Annotated in this window: 18 protein-coding genes and 1 tRNA gene; 13 read left to right on the top strand and 6 right to left on the bottom strand. The window is 69.8% G+C overall.

From position 1 onward, the window contains the following. Window position 1: 1 nt before the first annotated feature. The 6 genes from IEZ01_RS10970 (at window position 2) to IEZ01_RS10945 (ending at window position 6,843) form a co-directional block, all read left to right on the top strand. A complete protein-coding gene (locus IEZ01_RS10970) occupies window positions 2–841 on the top strand; it encodes a siderophore-interacting protein (protein WP_189201372.1) in 840 nt (279 codons plus the stop codon). A gap of 148 nt (window positions 842–989) precedes the next feature. Continuing rightward, complete coding sequence (locus IEZ01_RS10965) at window positions 990–2,429, top strand: pyridoxal phosphate-dependent decarboxylase family protein (RefSeq protein ID WP_189201369.1); 1,440 nt, start codon at window positions 990–992, stop codon at window positions 2,427–2,429. A 1-nt stretch (window position 2,430) separates the two neighbouring features. Then, window positions 2,431–3,693: a lysine N(6)-hydroxylase/L-ornithine N(5)-oxygenase family protein gene (locus IEZ01_RS10960; protein WP_189201453.1), complete on the top strand. Its 1,263-nt coding sequence runs from the start codon at window positions 2,431–2,433 to the stop codon at window positions 3,691–3,693. After that, window positions 3,690–4,220 (top strand): GNAT family N-acetyltransferase, encoded by a 531-nt coding sequence (locus IEZ01_RS10955; RefSeq protein ID WP_189201367.1) that lies wholly within the window; start codon window positions 3,690–3,692, stop codon window positions 4,218–4,220. The genes IEZ01_RS10960 and IEZ01_RS10955 overlap by 4 nt, the downstream gene beginning before the upstream one ends. Continuing rightward, entirely contained in the window at window positions 4,217–5,992 is a 1,776-nt protein-coding gene (locus IEZ01_RS10950; RefSeq protein WP_189201365.1) for an IucA/IucC family protein, read from the top strand. Before IEZ01_RS10955 ends, IEZ01_RS10950 begins: the two co-directional genes overlap by 4 nt. A gap of 233 nt (window positions 5,993–6,225) precedes the next feature. Continuing rightward, window positions 6,226–6,843 (top strand): hypothetical protein, encoded by a 618-nt coding sequence (locus IEZ01_RS10945; RefSeq protein ID WP_189201363.1) that lies wholly within the window; start codon window positions 6,226–6,228, stop codon window positions 6,841–6,843. On the opposite strand, the gene IEZ01_RS10940 is transcribed toward IEZ01_RS10945, so the two are convergent. Together IEZ01_RS10940 and IEZ01_RS10935 are read right to left on the bottom strand one after the other, a co-directional pair. After that, window positions 6,836–7,804 carry a hypothetical protein gene (locus tag IEZ01_RS10940; RefSeq protein WP_189201361.1) on the bottom strand — a complete coding sequence of 323 codons (969 nt, stop codon included), beginning with the start codon at window positions 7,802–7,804 and terminating at the stop codon, window positions 6,836–6,838. The genes IEZ01_RS10945 and IEZ01_RS10940 overlap by 8 nt on opposite strands. A gap of 64 nt (window positions 7,805–7,868) precedes the next feature. Then, on the bottom strand, window positions 7,869–9,482 hold the full coding sequence (locus IEZ01_RS10935; RefSeq protein ID WP_189201359.1) for a beta-N-acetylhexosaminidase: 1,614 nt from the start codon (window positions 9,480–9,482) through the stop codon (window positions 7,869–7,871). A gap of 155 nt (window positions 9,483–9,637) precedes the next feature. Here IEZ01_RS10935 and IEZ01_RS10930 point away from each other — a divergent pair, with 155 nt between their 5' ends. The 3 genes from IEZ01_RS10930 (at window position 9,638) to glmS (ending at window position 12,756) form a co-directional block, all read left to right on the top strand. Further along, a complete protein-coding gene (locus tag IEZ01_RS10930) occupies window positions 9,638–10,513 on the top strand; it encodes a DUF4429 domain-containing protein (RefSeq protein ID WP_189201357.1) in 876 nt (291 codons plus the stop codon). 99 nt (window positions 10,514–10,612) lie between these two features. Next, window positions 10,613–10,888, top strand: coding sequence for a hypothetical protein (locus tag IEZ01_RS10925; RefSeq protein WP_019886591.1), 276 nt, complete (start codon window positions 10,613–10,615; stop codon window positions 10,886–10,888). Between the two features lie 50 nt (window positions 10,889–10,938). Beyond that, window positions 10,939–12,756: a glutamine--fructose-6-phosphate transaminase (isomerizing) gene (gene glmS, locus IEZ01_RS10920; protein ID WP_019886592.1), complete on the top strand. Its 1,818-nt coding sequence runs from the start codon at window positions 10,939–10,941 to the stop codon at window positions 12,754–12,756. A 230-nt stretch (window positions 12,757–12,986) separates the two neighbouring features. Here glmS and IEZ01_RS10915 read toward each other — a convergent pair whose 3' ends face one another. Further along, window positions 12,987–13,550 carry a GPR1/FUN34/YaaH family transporter gene (locus tag IEZ01_RS10915; RefSeq protein ID WP_019886593.1) on the bottom strand — a complete coding sequence of 188 codons (564 nt, stop codon included), beginning with the start codon at window positions 13,548–13,550 and terminating at the stop codon, window positions 12,987–12,989. 260 nt (window positions 13,551–13,810) lie between these two features. Next, entirely contained in the window at window positions 13,811–14,332 is a 522-nt protein-coding gene (locus IEZ01_RS10910) for a universal stress protein (protein WP_019886594.1), read from the bottom strand. 394 nt (window positions 14,333–14,726) lie between these two features. On the opposite strand from IEZ01_RS10910, the gene IEZ01_RS10905 reads away from it, so the two are divergent. From IEZ01_RS10905 to IEZ01_RS10890, 4 genes are all read left to right on the top strand, one after another. Then, on the top strand, window positions 14,727–15,008 hold the full coding sequence (locus tag IEZ01_RS10905; RefSeq protein ID WP_189201355.1) for a hypothetical protein: 282 nt from the start codon (window positions 14,727–14,729) through the stop codon (window positions 15,006–15,008). Window positions 15,009–15,385: 377 nt separating this feature from the next. After that, window positions 15,386–16,570 carry a helix-turn-helix domain-containing protein gene (locus tag IEZ01_RS10900; RefSeq protein ID WP_028797560.1) on the top strand — a complete coding sequence of 395 codons (1,185 nt, stop codon included), beginning with the start codon at window positions 15,386–15,388 and terminating at the stop codon, window positions 16,568–16,570. A gap of 76 nt (window positions 16,571–16,646) precedes the next feature. Further along, window positions 16,647–17,249: an oligoribonuclease gene (gene orn / locus IEZ01_RS10895; protein WP_028797561.1), complete on the top strand. Its 603-nt coding sequence runs from the start codon at window positions 16,647–16,649 to the stop codon at window positions 17,247–17,249. A gap of 126 nt (window positions 17,250–17,375) precedes the next feature. Next, a tRNA-His gene (locus IEZ01_RS10890) sits at window positions 17,376–17,448 on the top strand. 136 nt (window positions 17,449–17,584) lie between these two features. Here IEZ01_RS10890 and IEZ01_RS10885 read toward each other — a convergent pair. Further along, a complete protein-coding gene (locus IEZ01_RS10885) occupies window positions 17,585–18,124 on the bottom strand; it encodes a GNAT family N-acetyltransferase (protein WP_040875134.1) in 540 nt (179 codons plus the stop codon). After that, window positions 18,109–19,110 (bottom strand): NsdA family TPR-like regulatory protein, encoded by a 1,002-nt coding sequence (locus IEZ01_RS10880; protein ID WP_506417159.1) that lies wholly within the window; start codon window positions 19,108–19,110, stop codon window positions 18,109–18,111. Before IEZ01_RS10880 ends, IEZ01_RS10885 begins: the two co-directional genes overlap by 16 nt. Window positions 19,111–19,235: the final 125 nt, after the last annotated feature.

Here is a 19,235-nt window from a genome sequence, read left to right as displayed (position 1 = left end):
GATGACGACCGCCGAGACCGTCCCGTTCCGCTTCTTCGCCCTGCAGGTCGACCGGACAAGGCGGCTCGGGCCGTCGCTGGTCCGCGTCACCTTCACCGGGGAGTCCCTCAAGGACTTCACCTCCGGGGGCCGCGACCAGAGCCTGTCGCTCTTCCTGCCGCACCCGGGCCAGCCCGAGCCGGTGCTGCCGCCGATCGACTACGACGACATGTACGGCGTGCTGGGCGCCTGGCGTGCCATGCCGGACGACGAGCGGGCCGTGATGCGCTCGTACACCGTGCGGGAGCAGCGCCGGAACCCCGACGAGGTCGACATCGACTTCGCGCTGCACGAGGACGGCGGGCCCGCCTGCCGCTGGGCGCAGCAGGCGTCGGCCGGTGACCGGGTCGTCGTGCTCGGCCCGGCGGTCGCGCAGAACACCGGTGTGCGCTTCCAGCTGCCGCAGGACGCCGACTCGGTGGTTATCTGGGCCGACGAGACGGCGCTGCCCGCCGCCTCCGCGATCCTGGAGTGGCTGCCGGCCGAGACGCGCGCCCAGGTCTTCCTCGAAGTGCCCTTCTCCGAGGACCGCATGGAGCTCGCCACCGAGGCGGACGCCACCGTCACCTGGCTCGTACGGGAGGAGGGGGCGCCGTCGGCCGTGGACGCGGTGCGCGCCGCCGAGCTGCCCGGCACGGCGCCGTACGTCTGGATCGCGGGCGAGTCGGGCTCGGTGAAGGCCCTGCGCCGTCATTTCGTGGGCGAGCGCGGTCTCGACCGCCGTCGGGTGACGTTCGTCGGCTACTGGCGTCTGGGGCTGAGCGAGGACGCTCTGCGCGAGACGCCCGAGGACGAGTCGTAGTCCCGAGGTAACTCCCGCGTCCCGAGGGGGGCGAGAGCGTTTGCGAGTGAAGTTAGGTTAGGCTAACCTATCTTCACACCGTCGCCCCTCGCCCCCCTTTTTCCTGTCCTGAGGGCACGACACATCCCCGTCCCGGGAGGCCCAGCCCATGCGCTCGCACCTGCTCAACGACACCACGGCGGAGAGCTACCGGCGCTCCGTCACCGAAGGAGTCGAGCGGGTGGCGAACAAACTCGCCGCGACCCGACGGCCGTTCACCGGCATCAGCCCCGACGAGCTGGCCCCGGCCGTCGACGCCGTCGACCTCGACAAGCCGCTCGGCGACGCCTCCGCCGTCCTCGACGAGCTGGAGCAGGTCTACCTGCGCGACGCCGTCTACTTCCACCACCCCCGCTACCTGGGCCACCTCAACTGCCCGGTCGTCATCCCGGCCGTGCTCGGCGAGGCCGTCCTCTCCGCCGTCAACTCCTCCCTGGACACCTGGGACCAGAGCGCCGGCGCCACCCTCATCGAGCGCAAGCTGATCGACTGGACCACCGGCCGTATCGGCCTCGGCCCGGCCGCCGACGGCGTGTTCACCAGCGGCGGGACGCAGTCCAACCTCCAGGCGCTGCTGCTGGCCCGCGAGGAGGCAAAGACCGACGATCTGTCGCGTCTGCGAATCTTCTCCTCCGAGTGCAGCCACTTCAGCGTCCAGAAGTCGGCCACCCTGCTCGGCCTCGGCAGCAGCGCCGTCGTGTCCATCCCGTGCGGCCGCGACAAGAAGATGCAGTCCGTCGTCCTCGCCGCCGAGCTGGAGCGCTGCCGCGCCGAGGGCCTGGTCCCGATGGCGATCGTCGCCACCGCCGGCACCACCGACTTCGGCTCCATCGACCCGCTGCCCGAGATCGCCGCGCTGGCCGACGAGTACGGCGCCTGGATGCACGTCGACGCCGCCTACGGCTGCGGTCTGCTCGCCTCCCCCACCCGCCGCCACCTCCTGGACGGCATCGAGCGGGCCGACTCGGTCACGGTCGACTTCCACAAGTCGTTCTTCCAGCCGGTCAGCTCCTCCGCCCTGCTGGTCCGCGACCGGGCCACCCTGCGCCACGCGACGTACCACGCGGACTACCTCAACCCCCGGCGCACGGTCGAGGAGAGGATCCCCAACCAGGTCGACAAGTCCCTCCAGACCACCCGCCGCTTCGACGCCCTCAAGCTGTGGATGACGCTGCGAGTGATGGGCGCCGACGGTGTCGGCGGCCTCTTCGACGAGGTCTGCGACCTGGCCGCGGCCGGCTGGGACGTCCTCGCCGCCGACCCGCGCTACGACGTCGTGGTCCAGCCGCAGCTGTCCACCCTGGTCTTCCGCTACATCCCCACCGCCGTCACCTCGCCCGCCGAGATCGACCGCGCCAACCTCTACGCCCGCAAGGCCCTCTTCGCCTCCGGCGAGGCCGTGGTCGCCGGGACGAAGGTCGACGGCCGCCAGTACCTCAAGTTCACCTTGCTCAACCCCGAGACGACCGTGCACGACATCGCCGCGGTCCTCGATCTGATAGCCGGCCACGCCGAGCAGTACCTGGGAGAGAACCTTGTCCACGCCTGAGATGGCTCACATCCACGATTTCATCGGCATCGGGCTCGGTCCGTTCAATCTCGGCCTGGCCTGCCTGACCGAGCCGATCGACGAGCTCGACGGCCTGTTCATCGAGTCCAAGCCGGACTTCGAATGGCACTCGGGCATGTTCCTCGAAGGCGCCCACCTCCAGACGCCGTTCATGTCGGACCTGGTCACCCTCGCCGACCCGACGTCGCCGTACTCCTTCCTGAACTACCTGAAGGAGAAGGGCCGGCTCTACTCGTTCTACATCCGCGAGAACTTCTACCCGCTGCGGACCGAGTACAACGACTACTGCCGCTGGGCCGCCGCCAAGCTGAGCAGCATCCGCTTCTCCACCACCGTGACGAAGGTGGCGTACGACGAGCGGGACGAGCTCTACACCGTCCACACCGACGGCGGGGAAACGTTCCGGTCCCGGCGTCTGGTGCTGGGCACCGGCACCCCGCCGTACATCCCTGACTCCTGCCAGGACCTCGGTGGCGACTTCATCCACAACTCCCGCTACCTCCAGTCCAAGGAAGCCCTCCAGCGCAAGAAGTCGATCACCCTGGTCGGCAGCGGCCAGAGCGCGGCGGAGATCTACTACGACCTCCTCTCCGAGATCGACGTGCACGGCTACCGGCTGAACTGGGTCACCCGCTCCCCGCGGTTCTTCCCGCTGGAGTACACCAAGCTGACCCTGGAGATGACCTCGCCCGAGTACGTGGACTACTTCCACGCGCTGCCCGAGGCCACCCGCTACCGCCTGGAGTCCCAGCAGAAGAACCTCTTCAAGGGCATCGACGGCGAGCTGATCGACGCCATCTTCGACCTGCTCTACCAGAAGAACCTCGGCGGCCCGGTCCAGACCCGGCTGCTGACCAACTCCGCCCTGCACACGGCCTCGTACGAGCACGGCACGTACACCCTGGGGCTGCGCCAGGAGGAGCAGGAGAAGGACTTCACGATCGAGACCGAGGGCCTGATCCTCGCCACCGGCTACAAGTACGCCACCCCCGCCTTCCTGGAGCCGGTCCGCGACCGCATCCGCTGGGACGGCCAGGGCCGCTTCGACGTCGCCCGCAACTACTCGATCGACCACACCGGCCGGGGAATCTTCCTGCAGAACGCCGGTGTCCACACGCACTCCATCACCTCGCCCGACCTGGGCATGGGCGCGTACCGCAACGCCTACATCATCGGCGAGCTGCTGGGCAGCGCGTACTACCCGGTGGAGAAGACCATCGCGTTCCAGGAGTTCGCCGTATGAGCATCCGCTTCCGCCCCCTCGAACCGCTCGCGGACGCCGAGCTGATCCACCCCTGGGTGACGCACCCCAAGGCCGCCTTCTGGATGATGCAGGACGCGAAACTGGAGGACGTCGAGCGCGAGTACATGGCGTTCGCCGCGAACCCGCATCACCAGGCCTTCATCGGCCTGGTGGACGACGAGCCCGCCGTCCTGATGGAGCGCTACGACCCCTCCCGGCTGGAGCTGGTGGGGCTGTACGAGCCGCAGCCGGGCGATGTCGGCATGCACTTCCTCGTCGCGCCCACCGACACCCCCGTGCACGGCTTCACCCGCAAGGTCATCACCGCCGTGATGACCGAGCTCTTCGACGACCCGGCGACCGCCCGGGTCGTCGTCGAGCCGGACGTCCGCAACTCCGCGGTCCACGCGCTCAACGAAGCCGTCGGCTTCGTCCCCGAGCGGGAGATCCAGAAGCCGGAGAAGAAGGCACTGCTGAGCTTCTGCACCCGCGCCCAGTTCGAGGCAGCCGTCGGAGGTGCCCGGTGAACCCCGTCTCCCACCTCACCCCCGAACGCTGGGCCGACGCCAACCGCGCCCTCATCCGCAAGGGACTCGCCGAGTTCGCCCATGAGCGACTGCTCGCCCCCGAGTCCCTCGGCGAGGGCCGCTACCAGGTCCTGAGCGACGACGGCACCACCGCGTACGGCTTCACCGCCGACCGGTACGCCCTGGACCACTGGCAGGTCCACGCCGAGTCCATCACCCGCCTGCGGGACGGCGAGCGGCTCCCCCTGGACGCTCTTCAGTTCATCACCGAGCTGCGCGGCACGCTCGGCCTGAGCGACGAGATCCTGCCGGTCTACCTGGAGGAGATCTCCTCCACCCTCTCCGGCACGGCCTACAAGTCCACCAAGCCGCGGATCACCGCCGCCGAGCTGGCGAAGGCGGACTTCCAGGCGATCGAGACCGGGATGACCGAGGGCCACCCCTGCTTCGTCGCCAACAACGGCCGGCTCGGCTTCGGCATCGACGAGTACCACGCCTACGCCCCCGAGGCCGCGACCGGGATCCGGCTGATCTGGCTGGCCGCCCGGCGCGACCGCGCCACGTTCACGGCCGGCTCGGACCTCGCGTACGACTCCTTCATCCGTGCCGAGCTCGGCGACAAGACGGTGGACGGCTTCGCCGCGACACTGGCCGAGCGGGGCCTGGACTTCGCCGACTACCTCCTGATGCCGGCCCACCCCTGGCAGTGGTGGAACAAGCTGTCCGTCACCTTCGCCGCCGAGATCGCCCAGGAGCGCCTGGTCTATCTGGGCGAGGGCGAGGACGACTACCTGGCCCAGCAGTCGATCCGTACGTTCTTCAACACGAGCGACCCGGCCAAGCACTACGTCAAGACGGCCATGTCCGTCCTGAACATGGGCTTCATGCGGGGGCTCTCGGCCGCATACATGGAGGCGACCCCGGCCATCAACGACTGGCTGGCCGGCCTCATCGAGGCCGACGGCTTCTTCGCGGCCGCCCGCTTCTCGATCATCCGCGAGCGGGCGGCGATCGGCTACCGCCACCTCGAGTACGAGGCCGCCACCGACCGCTTCTCGCCGTACCGCAAGATGCTCGCCGCGCTCTGGCGCGAGAGCCCGGTGCCCACGCTCCAGGGCGGCGAGCGGCTCGCCACCATGGCCTCGATGCTCCATGTCGACCACGAGGGCGCGTCCTTCGCCGCCGCGCTGATCCGGCAGTCCGGTCTGCCGGCCAGGACCTGGCTGCGGCAGTACCTGGACGCGTACCTGCTGCCGCTGCTGCACAGCTTCTACGCGTACGACCTGGTCTACATGCCGCACGGCGAGAACGTGATCCTGGTCCTCGACGAGACGGGTGCCGTCTCCCGGGCGATCTTCAAGGACATTGCCGAGGAGATCTGCGTCATGGACCCGGACGCGGTCCTCCCGCCGGCCGTGGAGCGGATCCGCGCCGAGGTCCCCGAGCACATGAAGCTGCTGTCGATCTTCACGGACGTCTTCGACTGCTTCTTCCGCTTCCTGGCGGCGACGCTCGCCGCCGAGGGCACCCTCGACGAGGACGGCTTCTGGCAGACGGTCGCCGAGTGCGTCACCGCCTACCAGGACGCGAAGCCGGAGCTCGCGGAGAAGTTCAGGCAGTACGACATGTTCACCGAGGAGTTCGCGCTCTCCTGCCTCAACCGCCTCCAGCTGCGCAACAACAAGCAGATGGTGGACCTGGCCGACCCCTCCGGCGCGCTCCAGCTCGTAGGCGACCTGGTGAACCCGATCGCGCGCTTCGCGCGCCGCTGAGACCGCCGGCCGACGTCACCAGGCCCTCGTCGGCCGGCAGCAGCCAGGGCGGGCGCACCTTCCCGAGACGGTCCTCGGGGGTGCGCCCGCCCTCACGCATCCCGTAGGTACGCCCCGGGGTCCATTCAGGCGATCACCCTGTGTCACGACTCGAATCGGATCGATAACCCATCGTGTCTGTGGAAGGTTGGCCACGGCCGGGTCCTCCGGCCGGGAGCGGAGGTGCTGACGCCGTGATGATTCGAATCTCCCGTGGACTGGCCGGAGCGGCCATGGTCGTGACCCTCGCGGCGTCGGCCGCCTGCGGAGGCGGGGGCGACGGCCCGGAACCGAACCGCACGACGGCGACCCCGGAGACGACGGACACGGAGACCGATCCGGCCAGGGGCGACACGCTGGGGACCATTTTCCCGGGGAAGGGCGGCGGCGGTCAGGCCGCCCCGGTGCGCGTGCCGACGGCCAAGGTGAACGAGCGGACGGGCGGGAAGCTGAAGTTCCGCAATGACACCGACGGAGACGTGAGCATGGGGGATCCGCAGGCGAAGCCCGACGAACCCGGCAAGGGGCAGACGTTCGCGAGTCGCGGTAACTGCCCCGATCCGCTGCCTGCCGGCGAGGAATGTGAGATGACCGTCGGGCACACGGCGTACGTGGCGGGGCCCTACTCCGGAGTGGTGACCATCGAGACCTCGGACGGGGAAACGATCACCGTGCCCTACTCGGGGGAGGCGGTCGGAGACGACGCCACGGACACCTCGTCACCGACGCCGGGGACCACGGACCCCACCGGGCCGACCGAGACCGAGACGCCGGACGTCGAAACCACGGAGCCCGAGCCTTACCTCAGCTGACGGGCGAGGTCAGCTCCACGCGGACGGTGTCGTTGTCGGGCAGCACGACCGCCAGAGGGTAGCCCATGACCCGCGAGGCATGGGTGACCAGGTAGAAGCGGGACGGAGACTTCACAAGCAGGCGGAATCCGCGGTACTGGTGCCGGTACGGGCCCTTGCCGATGCCCATGTCCTCATGCTTGATGCCGTCCGCGTGGTGGACGATCGGGATACGCGAATAGACCACCACCGGCAGGCTCCCCTCATGGCCCCCTTGGATTTCGTCCCAGGCGTGACTGCCCCCCTGCATGTCCACGTACCGGGTCATGCCGAAGAACAGGCTCAGGGCCAGCAGCCCGATCAGCAGCGCGCCGCCCGCCGACCACATCCGGTCGGCGGTCTCGTCGTGACGCTCCTGGTTCTCCGCGCTCCGCTGAAGACGCTGCTGCACCGCGAAGAACGCCAGTGTCGCGCCCAGCGCCACCACGAACGAGGGGACGATCCGGGTCCCCCACCAGCTCGCGGGGAGGAGCAGGGAGGCCTCTCCGAAGTAGAGCGGAAATCCCAGCAGCACCATGAGGATGCCGACCGCCAGGAACCACCGGCTCACCGCGCGGCGCCGAAGCTCGTTCCCGGAACGGGCCAGCACGTGGCCGATCCGGCCGAGCACCAGCAGCACGACCAGCCCGCAGACCAGCAGGAACCACACGGGGCCGAAGACCGCGTCAGGGCCCTTGGCCAGGTAGGCCTGGACGGAGAGCTGGAGGTCGGCCGACGGCACACCGAAGCCGGCGTAGTAGGAGTCGGTGTACACGCTGCCGAAGTAGTACAGCAGGCCGATGACGGCGGTCCCCGGCGCCACCACGTACGCCGCCTTGTCGAAGAACGTCCCCGTCGGCGGCGGGGGCGCCGACCGGGGCTCGGGCTCCGGGGCGGGCTCGGGGACGGGCCGGGGCGGCGGCTCCCCTCGCGGCACGGACATGCCGTCAGTCTCCGTGCCGCGAGGCCGACACGCACTCAGAGCCCGCCAGTCGGCTGACCTCCGTCTACGGCCAGGGCACCTGCGGCGAGCGGTAGTAGTCGATGCCGAGCGCCGTCATCCGGGGTCCCTGCGCGGCGAGCCGCAGCTTGTACGTCTCCCAGTCGTGGGTGGCGGCCGGCGACCAGCCGAGTTCCGCGACACCCGGCAGGCGCGGGAAGGCCATCTGGTCGATGTGCGCGGTCTCGGAGATGGTCTCGGTCCACAGCGGCGCCTCAACACCGCGGACCGCGGAGGCGGGCGCGCCGGGCAGGTAGGCGCCCGGGTCCCAGTCGTAGGAGCGCTGGACCTCGACGTAGCCGGCCCAGGCCAGGCCGAGCTTGGTGTTCCGGTCGTACTTCATGTCGAGGTAGATCCGGTCGGCGGGTGACAGGACCAGCCCGGCGCCGTTCCGCGCGGCCTGGGCGACCTCCGCCTTCTCCGCGTCGCTCGTACGGTCCAGGCCCCAGTACTGGACGAGGGCGCCCTTGGCCGGGGTCGCCCCGGCCAGCTGGTGCCAGCCGACGACGGTCTTGCCGTACTTGGCGACGATCGGCTGGACCCGGTCCATGAAGGCGACGTAGTCCTCATGGCTGGTGGAGTGGGCCTCGTCGCCGCCGATGTGGAGGTATTTCCCCGGAGTCAGCGCGGCCAGCTCGCGGATGACGTCGTCGACGAAGTCGTACGTGACCGCCTTGGGCACGCACAGGGAGCTGAAGCCGACGTCGGTGCCGGTGTAGAGCGGCGGGGCGACGCCGTCGCAGTTCAGCTCGGCGTACGAGGCGAGCGCGGCGTTGGTGTGGCCGGGCAGGTCGATCTCGGGGACCACCTCCAGGTACCGGGAGGCGGCGTACCGGACGATCTCCTTGTACTGGTCCTTGGTGTAGTGGCCGCCGGGGCCGCCCCCGACCTGGGTGGAGCCGCCGTAGGTGGCGAGCCGGGGCCAGGAGTCGATGGCGATGCGCCAGCCCTGGTCGTCGGAGAGATGCAGATGCAGCTTGTTGATCTTGTAGAGGGCCAGCTGGTCGATGTAGCGCTTGACCTGGTCGACGGTGAAGAAGTGCCGGGAGACGTCGAGCATCGCGCCGCGGTAGCCGTAGCGCGGTACGTCGGTGATGGTGCCGCCCGCGATCTGCCAGGGCCCCGGCTGGCGGCTCTTCTTCTCGACTGCCGCGGGCAGCTGCTGGCGCAGGGTCTGGACGCCGTGGAAGAGCCCGGCGGGCCGGTGCGCCGTGATGGTCACCCCGCCGGGGCGGGACTCCAGGCGGTAGCCCTCCTCGCCGAGCGCCTTCTCCCGGGGGCTCAGCCGCAGCCGGATCCCGCCGCGGCCGTCGTCGTCGGTGACCGGCAGGGCGTAACCGGTGGAGGGCCTCAGCAGCTGGGCGAGATAGCCGCCGATGGCACGCGACTCCCGGCTGTCGTCGTCGACGCGGATCCGGGTCGACGGAGTGAGGGCGTACGGTTCGCCGCCGGGGCGGACGGCGGCGGGCACGGGCACGATCTGGCCGAGGGGGCGGAGGGCGGGCTCGGCTTGGGGTGCGGCGCCGCCACCGCCCGGGGCGGCTCCCACTCCGGCGACGCCGGCCGCCACGACGAGGAGCAGGGAGCCGAAGAGCCGGGGGAACGTTCTGTGCTGTCTCACAGGGCTGGGTCCCTTTCGACGGGGGTTCGCGACTGTGGTGCGGGCAACCGAACGGTCACCATGCGTACCGCGTGCCTCCGGCCCGGTCAAGGTGTAGACCAATTCCGCTAGGGCCTCTTCTCCGCTTCCTGATCTCGCGATGGAACAATCCACCCATGGCGGAAATCATCCAGAAGGACGGGACCTGGACCTTCGACGGGGACACGGTGCGGATCGTGCCCGGCAGCGACAAGGGGGTCAGCCTGCTCCGCAGGACGCTCGGTGAAGTGGCGGTCCCCCTCGCGGCGTTGGCCGGAATCTCCTTCGAGGCGGGCAAGAAGGCGGGGCGACTGCGGCTGCGGCTGCGCGACGGCGCCGACCCTCTGATGCAGATAACCGGCGGCAAGCTGGAGGACGGCTCGGACCCGTACCAGCTCTCCGTGGCGAACGACCGCTCCGGCGTCGCCGAGTACTTCGTGGACGAGGTCCGCAACGCCCTGCTGCTCGACCAGGTGGCGGCCGGCCCGGCCGACCACTATCTGCTTCCCGGCCCCGCCCTGCCCATCACCATCGGCGCCGGGGACGGCACGGTCACCTTCGACGGTGAGCGGATCCGCCTGGAGTGGAACTGGAAGACCGAGGAGTCGAAGTCGGCCGGGGGTGCCCGCACGATCGCCCTCGCCGATGTGGACGCCGTGGAGTGGCTGCCCGCCGCGGGCCTGGAGAACGGCTACCTCCGCTTCCGGGTCGCCAAGGCCACCGCCACTCCCCCGGCGAAGTACGACCCGCACGCCGTCGAGCTGTGGGGCTTCCGCAAGGATCCGCTGATGGCGCTGGTCGCCGCCGCAGTGGTGGCCCGGATGCCGCACCCGCGCGCCACACCGGCAGACATCCCCGCCCTCCCTGCGGTGCCGGCCGCCCCGGCCGCCGACGGCGCGGACCATGACGCGCTGCTGCGCCGGCTGCGGGAGCTCGGCGAGCTCCACGGCGCCGGAATACTGACCGACGAGGAGTTCGCCACGGCGAAGCAGGCCGTCCTCAAGCGCCTCTGAGGCGTATCCACACCACAACAATCCGTGATCACGAGGGGTCCTGCCCGAATCCGGGCAGGATTCTTGCGTTGTACGGTCGGTAGCCCGCAATATCTACGGGTGCTCGAACGCCGCTCGTCACACGACGACCTCATCGACCACCTGGTGCGCAGCACCGCGCTGCCGCGTGGTGAGGCCGCCCGGGTGGTGCTCGACGTGCTGGCGTACTTCGACGAGACGACCGAGGAGTTCGTCCGCCGCCGCCACCGCGAACTGCAGTCCGGCGGCGCGGTGAACTCCGAGATCTTCGAGCGCATCGCGGCGGAACTGCCGCACCGCGCCGTGGCGCCACCGGAGCTCTCGCTCCGGCAGCTGCGCCGCATCGTCTACGGCTGATACGGCCCGCCGGGCACACACCTGATCGTTGATGGAGGGGTTCAGACTTTATGTGCGGAATCGTCGGTTATATCGGCAAGCGTGATGTGGCTCCGCTGCTCCTGGAGGGCCTGCAGCGCCTCGAGTACCGCGGGTACGACTCCGCGGGCATCGTGGTCAACAGCCCGAAGGCCGCGGCGCTGAAGATGGTCAAGGCCAAGGGCCGCGTCCGCGAACTCGAGGCCCGCGTCCCCAAGCGCTTCGCCGGCACCACCGGCATCGCCCACACCCGCTGGGCCACGCACGGCGCCCCGAGCGACATCAACTCGCACCCGCACCTCGACCCCGAGAACAAGGTCGCCGTCGTCCACAACGGCATCGTCGACAACGCCGCCGAGCTGCGCGCCAAGCTGGAGGCCGACGGGGTCGTCTTCGCCTCCGAGACGGACACCGAGGTCATCACCCACCTCATCGCGCGCTCCCAGGCCGAGACCCTTGAGGAGAAGGTCCGCGACGCCCTCAAGCTGATCGAGGGCACGTACGGCATCGCCGTCATGCACGCCGACTTCAACGACCGCATCGTGGTGGCCCGCAACGGCTCCCCGGTCGTCCTCGGCATCGGCGAGAAGGAGATGTTCGTCGCCTCCGACGTCGCCGCGCTGATCTCCCACACCCGCCAGGTCGTCACCCTCGACGACGGCGAGATGGCCACCCTCAAGGCCGACGACTTCCGCACCTACACCACCTCCGGTACGCGCACCACCGCCACCCCGGAGACCGTGGAGTGGGAGGCCGCCTCCTACGACATGGGTGGCCACGACACGTACATGCACAAGGAGATCTCGGAGCAGGCCGACGCGGTGGACCGCGTCCTGCGCGGCCGCATCGACGAGAAGTTCTCCACCGTGCACCTGGGCGGTCTCAACCTGGACGCCCGCGAGGCCCGCGGCATCCGCCGGGTCAAGATCCTCGGCTGCGGCACCTCGTACCACGCGGGCATGATCGGCGCCTCGCTCATCGAGGGCCTGGCCCGGATCCCCGCCGACGCCGAGCCGGCCTCCGAGTTCCGCTACCGCAACCCGGTCGTGGACCCCGACACCCTCTACATCGCCGTCTCCCAGTCCGGTGAGACGTACGACGTCCTGGCCGCCGTCCAGGAGCTCAAGCGCAAGGGCGCGCGCGTCCTCGGCGTGGTGAACGTGGTCGGCTCCGCGATCGCCCGTGAGGCCGACGGCGGTGTCTACGTGCACGCCGGCCCCGAGGTCTGCGTCGTCTCCACCAAGTGCTTCACCAACACGGTCGTGGCGTTCGCGCTGCTCGCCCTGCACCTGGGCCGCATCCGCGACCTGTCCGTCGCCGACGGCAAGCGGATCATCGAGGGCCTGCGCAAGCTGCCCGAGCAGATTCAGGAGATCCTCGAGGGCGAGGAGGACATCAAGAAGCTGGCGGCCGAGTACGCCGACGCCAAGTCGATGATGTTCATCGGCCGCGTCCGGGGCTACCCGGTGGCGCTGGAGGCCTCCCTCAAGCTGAAGGAGATCTCCTACATCCACGCCGAGGCCTACCCCGCCTCCGAGCTCAAGCACGGCCCGCTGGCGCTGATCGAGCCGGCCATGCCGACCGTGGCGATCGTCCCCAGCGACGGCCTGCTGGAGAAGAACCGCGCCGCCATGGAGGAGATCAAGGCCCGCAGCGGCCGGATCCTCGCCGTCGCGCACCAGGCCCAGGAGAAGGCCGACCACACCATCATCGTCCCGAAGAACGAGGACGAGCTGGACCCGATCCTGATGGGCATCCCGCTCCAGCTGCTGGCGTACCACACCGCGCTGGCCCTGGGCCGGGACATCGACAAGCCGCGCAACCTGGCGAAGTCCGTCACGGTCGAGTAGGTCCGGCCCCGACCGACCACCGGCGGCTCCCCGGCCTGTCCCCGGGGAGCCGGGCGGCCCCTCCGGCCTGTCCCCGGACGGTCCGCGCGTCCTCCGGCCTGTCCCCGGAGGACCCGGCGGGACACACAAGCGGTCCCTGTGCGTGCCACCTACGCACAGGGACCGCTTTTCCGTGCGGCCGGCGCCGCCCAATCGCGCCGGCCTCCGTGGTTCCTCCGGACGGCGACCGGTCAGCCCGTGGCCGCCGCTCCCCGGCCGGCCCGGCTCAGGGACATCGGCCACTTGGCGACCGCCGCCGTCGCGCCGTACCAGGCCGCGAGGCCCGCCACGGCGGCGACCCAGCCGCCCGCCTTGGCCAGTCCGCCGTTCTCGGCGAGCGACCCGACGCCGTCCAGCAGCAGCGCGACGAACAGCAGCCCGTACACGCCCTGCCCGAACAGTCCGCTGCCCTTGGCGGCGGCGGTCAGCGTGAGCGCGAGCAGCGCCCACAGCAGCAGGAACATTCCGGTGGCGCCGGCCGAGGCTTCCGTACCGGCCGAGGTGCCCCAGGTGAACCAGAAGGCGCCGAGACCGGCGAAGGCCGTGCCCGAGCCGCCGTTGCCCGCGCGGAACTCCAGGAGTCCGGCCATGAACAGCGCGACCCCGCCGACCCAGGTCGCGAGGGCCGCCGCGTCCCCGGCCCCGACGCCGTCGAGGACACCGGTGCCGCCGATGCCGAACGCCAGCAGTGTCAGTCCGAGTGCGAGATTGCCGAGGGTGGAGGTGGTGCTCCCCGCAGAGACGTCTTTGTCCACGGCGGGCTCCCTTCGTCTGCCAGTGGTGCCGCTTCACGTCGTGCTGTCTCCAGCAACCTTTATGTACCCTTCACAAGCACACAATCCACCTGTTTCAGCCAGTCAATTTCCCGCCGCAGCAAGGAATATGACGGTGCGTCGCCTCGCGGGATTCCAAACCCGGGACGGACAACGGAAGGGCTACGAAGGGGCTACGAGGGGGTCGCGGAAGTGCGTCACGGAAGGGCGCGACGAGGGCTTCGGGCGCGCCCGCCCGGGAGCTACGGAATGACGACGACGGGCCGCTTGGCCCGCTTGGCGAGACGGCCGGCCACCGAGCCGAAGATCCGGCCGACGATGCCGTGCGTGGAGCCCACCACGATCGCGTCGGCGGAGTACTCCCGGCCGACCTCCTCCAGCTCGTGGCAGATGTCCCCACCGCGCTCGACGAGGATCCAGGGCACCTCGGAGAGATAGTCGGCGCAGGCCAGTTCGAGGCCGAGCACCTCGGTGCGGTGATCGGGAACGTCGACGAAGACCGGCGGCTCGCACCCGGCCCAGACCGTGGTGGGCAGCCGGTTGGCGACGTGCACGATGATCAGGCCCGAACCGGACCGGCGGGCCATGCCGATGGCGTACGCCAGCGCGCGCTCACTGGACGTGGAGCCGTCGAAGCCGACGACGACGCCGTGCATGAAGGCGGGGTCGCAGGGGTGACGCGTCTGTTCCGCCGCGAGGGGGTCGACCGTGGAGTCGGCGACCTGCTTGCGGTCCGCGGGTTCGTGGAATTCGTGACCGGCCATCGGTGTCTCGGCGAAGAGGTCCTCGTGGGAGGGAACGAAGGAACAAGGAACGACGAGCGGCGGAGCTGTGTCCGGGAATCATCTTCCCAACCCCATACCCCCAAGGGTACGGCGCCACTCCTCGCCCGCACAGGGCGTTCAAGGGAGCATGCACGAGCCCGTCCCGCTTGGCAATGCCGGTTGCGCCCTACAGGCGTCCGTACGGGTTCATAAGGGCCCCCCACGGGTGGCCCCAGGGGTCCCGGACCCGGGTACGGTACCGAGAAGCTGAAAATCCCCGACATTCCTCGCAGCCCTGGCCAAAGGCCCCAGAGGTCAGTGACCGGAACGTTTCGCCCCTCGTTGCCCATGGGTCCATGCATCCGTGCGCGCACCGTTGCGAAGGAGCTGTTCCATGCCCGCATCATCGACCGCCCGCCCCCCGTCCGCGTACGCCGCGTCCGAGTCGGCGGGCGATGTCGTGCGCTGGGCCGCCTTCAGCTGCGGGGTGGTCCCGGTCGCCCTCGTCGTCTACGGCACCTCGGTCGGCGGCGCGGCGGTGACCGCGCTCGGGCTCGCCGCCGTCACCGCCGCCTGCCGGATCCTGCTGCGCCGCTCGGAGCGGGGCGCGGCCCGGCTACGGGCGGAGGAGGCCGCCGGCCCCCGCGGCAGGCACTCCCGTACGGTCCGGGACTGACGAACTCGCACACACGGACCCATATGTTTTCAGCCAACTTCCCGCCATCGGCGAGTCCTTGCCAATATGCCCTGTCAACCCCCGTGTCACCAGGCAAGAAAGCCTCGGCGCGCGGTTTTGCACCCTACGGGGACGGGCCATGCACGAAACGCCCACTTCCCTGGGCGCCCCGCGAGTGGAACGCTTCGTGATCGAATGCTTCGCGCCAAGTTGCCTTGTCGACAATGTGCCGGATGCAGAACTTGTCACGCCGGCGCCATAGGACGCAGTAGATTCGATCATGGGTATCGAAGACTGGGGTCTCGTGCAAAACCGAGGGGAAACGTGCAGGAGCGACAGGACCAGGGAGACGCGAACACCGAGGGGGGCTTAGCGTCATGAGCCAAGACTCCGCCGCACCGGAGGCAGCCCGTAAATTGTCCGGGCGCCGCCGTCGCGAAGTCGTCGCAGTGCTGCTGTTCAGCGGCGGCCCCATCTTCGAGAGCTCCATTCCGCTCTCGGTGTTCGGAATCGACCGACAGGACGCGGGAGTTCCGCGCTACCGGCTGCTGGTGTGCGCCGGTGAAGAGGGCCCACTGCGGACCACAGGGGGGCTCGAACTCACCGCGCCGTACGGCCTGGAGGCCATAGGCAGGGCCGGCACCGTCGTCGTGCCGGCGTGGCGGTCGATCACCTCGCCGCCACCGCCGGAGGCGCTCGACGCGCTGCGCCGGGCCCATGAGGAGGGCGCCCGGATCGTCGGGCTGTGCACCGGGGCGTTCGTGCTCGCCGCCGCCGGTCTGCTCGACGGCCGCCCGGCGACCACCCACTGGATGTACGCGCCGACGCTCGCCAAGCGCTATCCGTCGGTCCATGTGGACCCGCGGGAGCTCTTCGTCGACGACGGCGACGTACTGACCTCCGCCGGCACCGCGGCCGGAATCGATCTCTGTCTGCACATCGTGCGGACGGACCACGGCACGGAGGCCGCGGGCGCCCTGGCGCGCCGGCTGGTCGTCCCGCCGCGGCGCAGTGGCGGTCAGGAGCGCTATCTCGATCGATCTTTACCGGAGGAGATCGGCGCCGACCCGCTGGCCGAGGTCGTCGCCTGGGCGCTGGAGCACCTCCACGAGCAGTTCGACGTGGAGACCCTGGCAGCGCGCGCGTACATGTCACGACGGACGTTCGACCGACGTTTCCGTTCGCTGACGGGGTCCGCGCCGCTCCAGTGGCTGATCACCCAGCGGGTGCTGCAGGCGCAGCGCCTGCTGGAGACCTCCGACTACTCCGTCGACGAGGTCGCCGGCCGCTGCGGGTTCCGCTCCCCGGTCGCCCTTCGCGGGCACTTCCGGCGCCAGCTGGGCTCGTCCCCGGCGGCGTACCGGGCCGCCTACCGGGCCCGCCGTCCGCAGGGCGAGCCGACCGTGGCCGTGCTCAGCGAGCCGGTCATCCCTCCCCAGGTGTCGTCGATGGCGCGGCGTGCGCCGGCGGGCGCGGGAGCCCCGCTGGAGCTGGGCAAGCCGCACCCTGAGGCGTACGTCTCGGGACGGGCCGGGTTCCCCGGCCAGCGCGGCGCGCCCTAGCGGGCACCGGCACCCACTGAACCGACCGGCGATCGGGGCGACGCCCCTGGTCGCCGGTCGGCCTAAGGTAGGACGCATGAACGATCGCATGGTGTGGATCGACTGCGAGATGACCGGGCTCTCGCTGACGGACGACGCACTCATCGAGGTGGCCGCGCTGGTCACCGACTCGGAACTGAACGTGCTCGGCGAAGGGGTGGACATCGTGATCCGCCCGCCCGAGCGGGCCCTGGAGACGATGCCCGACGTGGTGCGCCAGATGCACACCGCCTCCGGCCTCCTCGACGAGCTCGCGAACGGCACCACCCTCGCCGACGCCGAGGCCCAGGTACTCGCGTACGTACGCGAGCACGTCAAGGAACCCGGCCGGGCACCGCTGTGCGGGAACTCGGTCTCCACCGACCGCGGCTTCCTCGCGCGTGACATGTCGGCCCTGGAGATGTACCTCCACTACCGGATCGTCGATGTCTCCTCGGTCAAGGAGCTGGCCCGCCGCTGGTACCCGAGGGCGTATTTCAACAGTCCGGAGAAGAACGGCAACCACCGGGCGCTCGCCGACATCCGCGAGTCCATCGCCGAGCTGCGCTACTACCGGGAGGCGATCTTCGTCCCCCAGCCCGGCCCCGACTCCGACACCGCGAAGGCCATCGCGGCCAAGCACGTCCTGGCCTCGGAGTGACCTCCGCATGAGGCCCCGCTCGCGTCCGCGTACGCCCCGCATCAATGCGGGCGCGAGCACCCTCTCGGACCCTGTACACTTTTTCTCGGCCGGTCGGGAAAACCTTCGGGGAAACCGCCGGTCGTGGTGGGTATAGCTCAGCTGGTAGAGCACCTGGTTGTGGTCCAGGATGTCGCGGGTTCGAGTCCCGTTACTCACCCTGAACGATCAAGGGCTGACCTGTGAAGACAGGTCAGCCCTTGATCGTTCCCGTATCTCGGGATCACGACGGGAACACAGGCCGCGAGCAGGCCCTACACGCGATCGCCACCGCAGTCCCCCATACCCTCGGGCGATCAAGACGCTTTCAGCTGACGGATCATGACCGCGAAGTTCGGCGAGTCGGGGAACGGCTGCCGGTTTCCAACCTTCCGGTATCCCCACGCCTCGTACAACATCTGCACCTTCGGGTGGTCAGGGTCGACGAGGAGTACGGCCAGGGCCTCGGGGCGTGCCTCGATCAGTGCTCGGTGCAGCCGCTCGCCGGCGCCGGTCTTGCGCCACCTAGGCCGGACCATCAGCTCGGAGACGGAGAAGGTGGAGTCATCCGGTGGCGGTTCGCTCACGTGCTCGCGCCACCACTCGCGGCCCGGAGCCGCCGGGGCCCCGTACGCAAACCCGACAGGCTTACTCTGGTCGTAGCCGATGACGCACGCGAAGCCTGCGTTGCCGCCCCAGTGGTCGACGAACCAGGGGAACCGCTGCGTGAACTCGTCATCCATTGCGTCCGCGTAGGCGTCCGCGTGCACGTCCAGCAGCGTCTGCCGGATCTTCGGGAGATCGTCATGGCCGAAGTGTCGTAGTTCAAGGGTTGCCGTGCTCACAGAGTGCTCCATTCGGTCCGGTAGCGGTCCATCCACTCGTGCGCGATACGGGCGGACGGCGCCAAGGTGATCAGGTCGCGTTGGAAGTCGCCGAGCATCTGCCGCGTCCGGCCGGATAGCGGCGCCCCATTCATGATCGTGAAGACTTCGCCGCTGGTGACGCACGCCTGTTCAACCTCGCCTTGGTGTAGCTGTGCGAGCGCCAGGCGCGCGGTGGTGTGCGCGCGGTTGCGGCGGAAGGAGGCGGGGAGAGCGGCCAGCGCCCGGTACGCGGCCGCCTCTGCTTCTGCGGGATTGCCGACCACGTCGCGGACGATCGCCGTCAGGGAGTACAGCTCAGCCGGTCCGTAGAAAGCGATCCAGGACGGTCGCGGCGCCGTCACGTCAGCCCTGCTCAAAGTCTCCTCGGCGCGCCCCAGGGACCGCAGGGCGCCACGCTGGTCACCCTGATAGGCGAGTCCGATAGCGGTCCGGCCGTGCGCGAGTGAGGCGTGCAGTGGACTACGCCGTGCGGCGGCAGTAGCCCGCGCAGCCTGTGCGGCGGCCACCGCTTCCGCGTAACGCTTGCCCTGCCGGGCGAGCATCGCTCGCAGATTCCAGACTTGCATGGTCGTCTCGGGGTCCTGCGCCAGGCCTGCGAGGGTCAGAGCACGGTCGAGATGCCTGCCGGCACTGTCGAGCCGTCCGGCATCAATCAGTGACCATGCGGCAGTCGCAGTGAAGTCCGAGGCGAGGGCGAATAGCCGTTGCCGTACGCGCTGGGTCGTGGATCGCTTCTGGAGGTCGAGGGCTTCTGAGGCCCCGGCGAGGGCGGCCTGTTCCAGGGCGCCGTGCCCGCCGCGTTCGGCGTCCATGGCGACGAGGGTCTCAACATGGTCCCGGAGCCGGATCACATCGGCGGTTCCGACGCGACTGGGACGGGAGGGAGCGACTATCAAAGGTACGGATACGGCGACGGCAGTGCCGGTGGCCGCGCCGACGAACCGACGGCGGTGCACTGAGAGGTCCTCCTGCGATGGGGCGGTCCTCCGATACCCCGAGGCACGAACCCTAGGTCGCCGGCCGTGCGGCCGGTCACCGTCTCCAAGGCTCGTCGCTGGCGCCCTTGAGGCCACTGGTTCTC

The organism is Streptomyces purpureus (assembly GCF_014648195.1).
Classification (GTDB): Bacteria; Actinomycetota; Actinomycetes; order Streptomycetales; family Streptomycetaceae; genus Streptomyces; species Streptomyces purpureus.
This window is presented reverse-complemented; position numbering and strand designations above follow the sequence as displayed.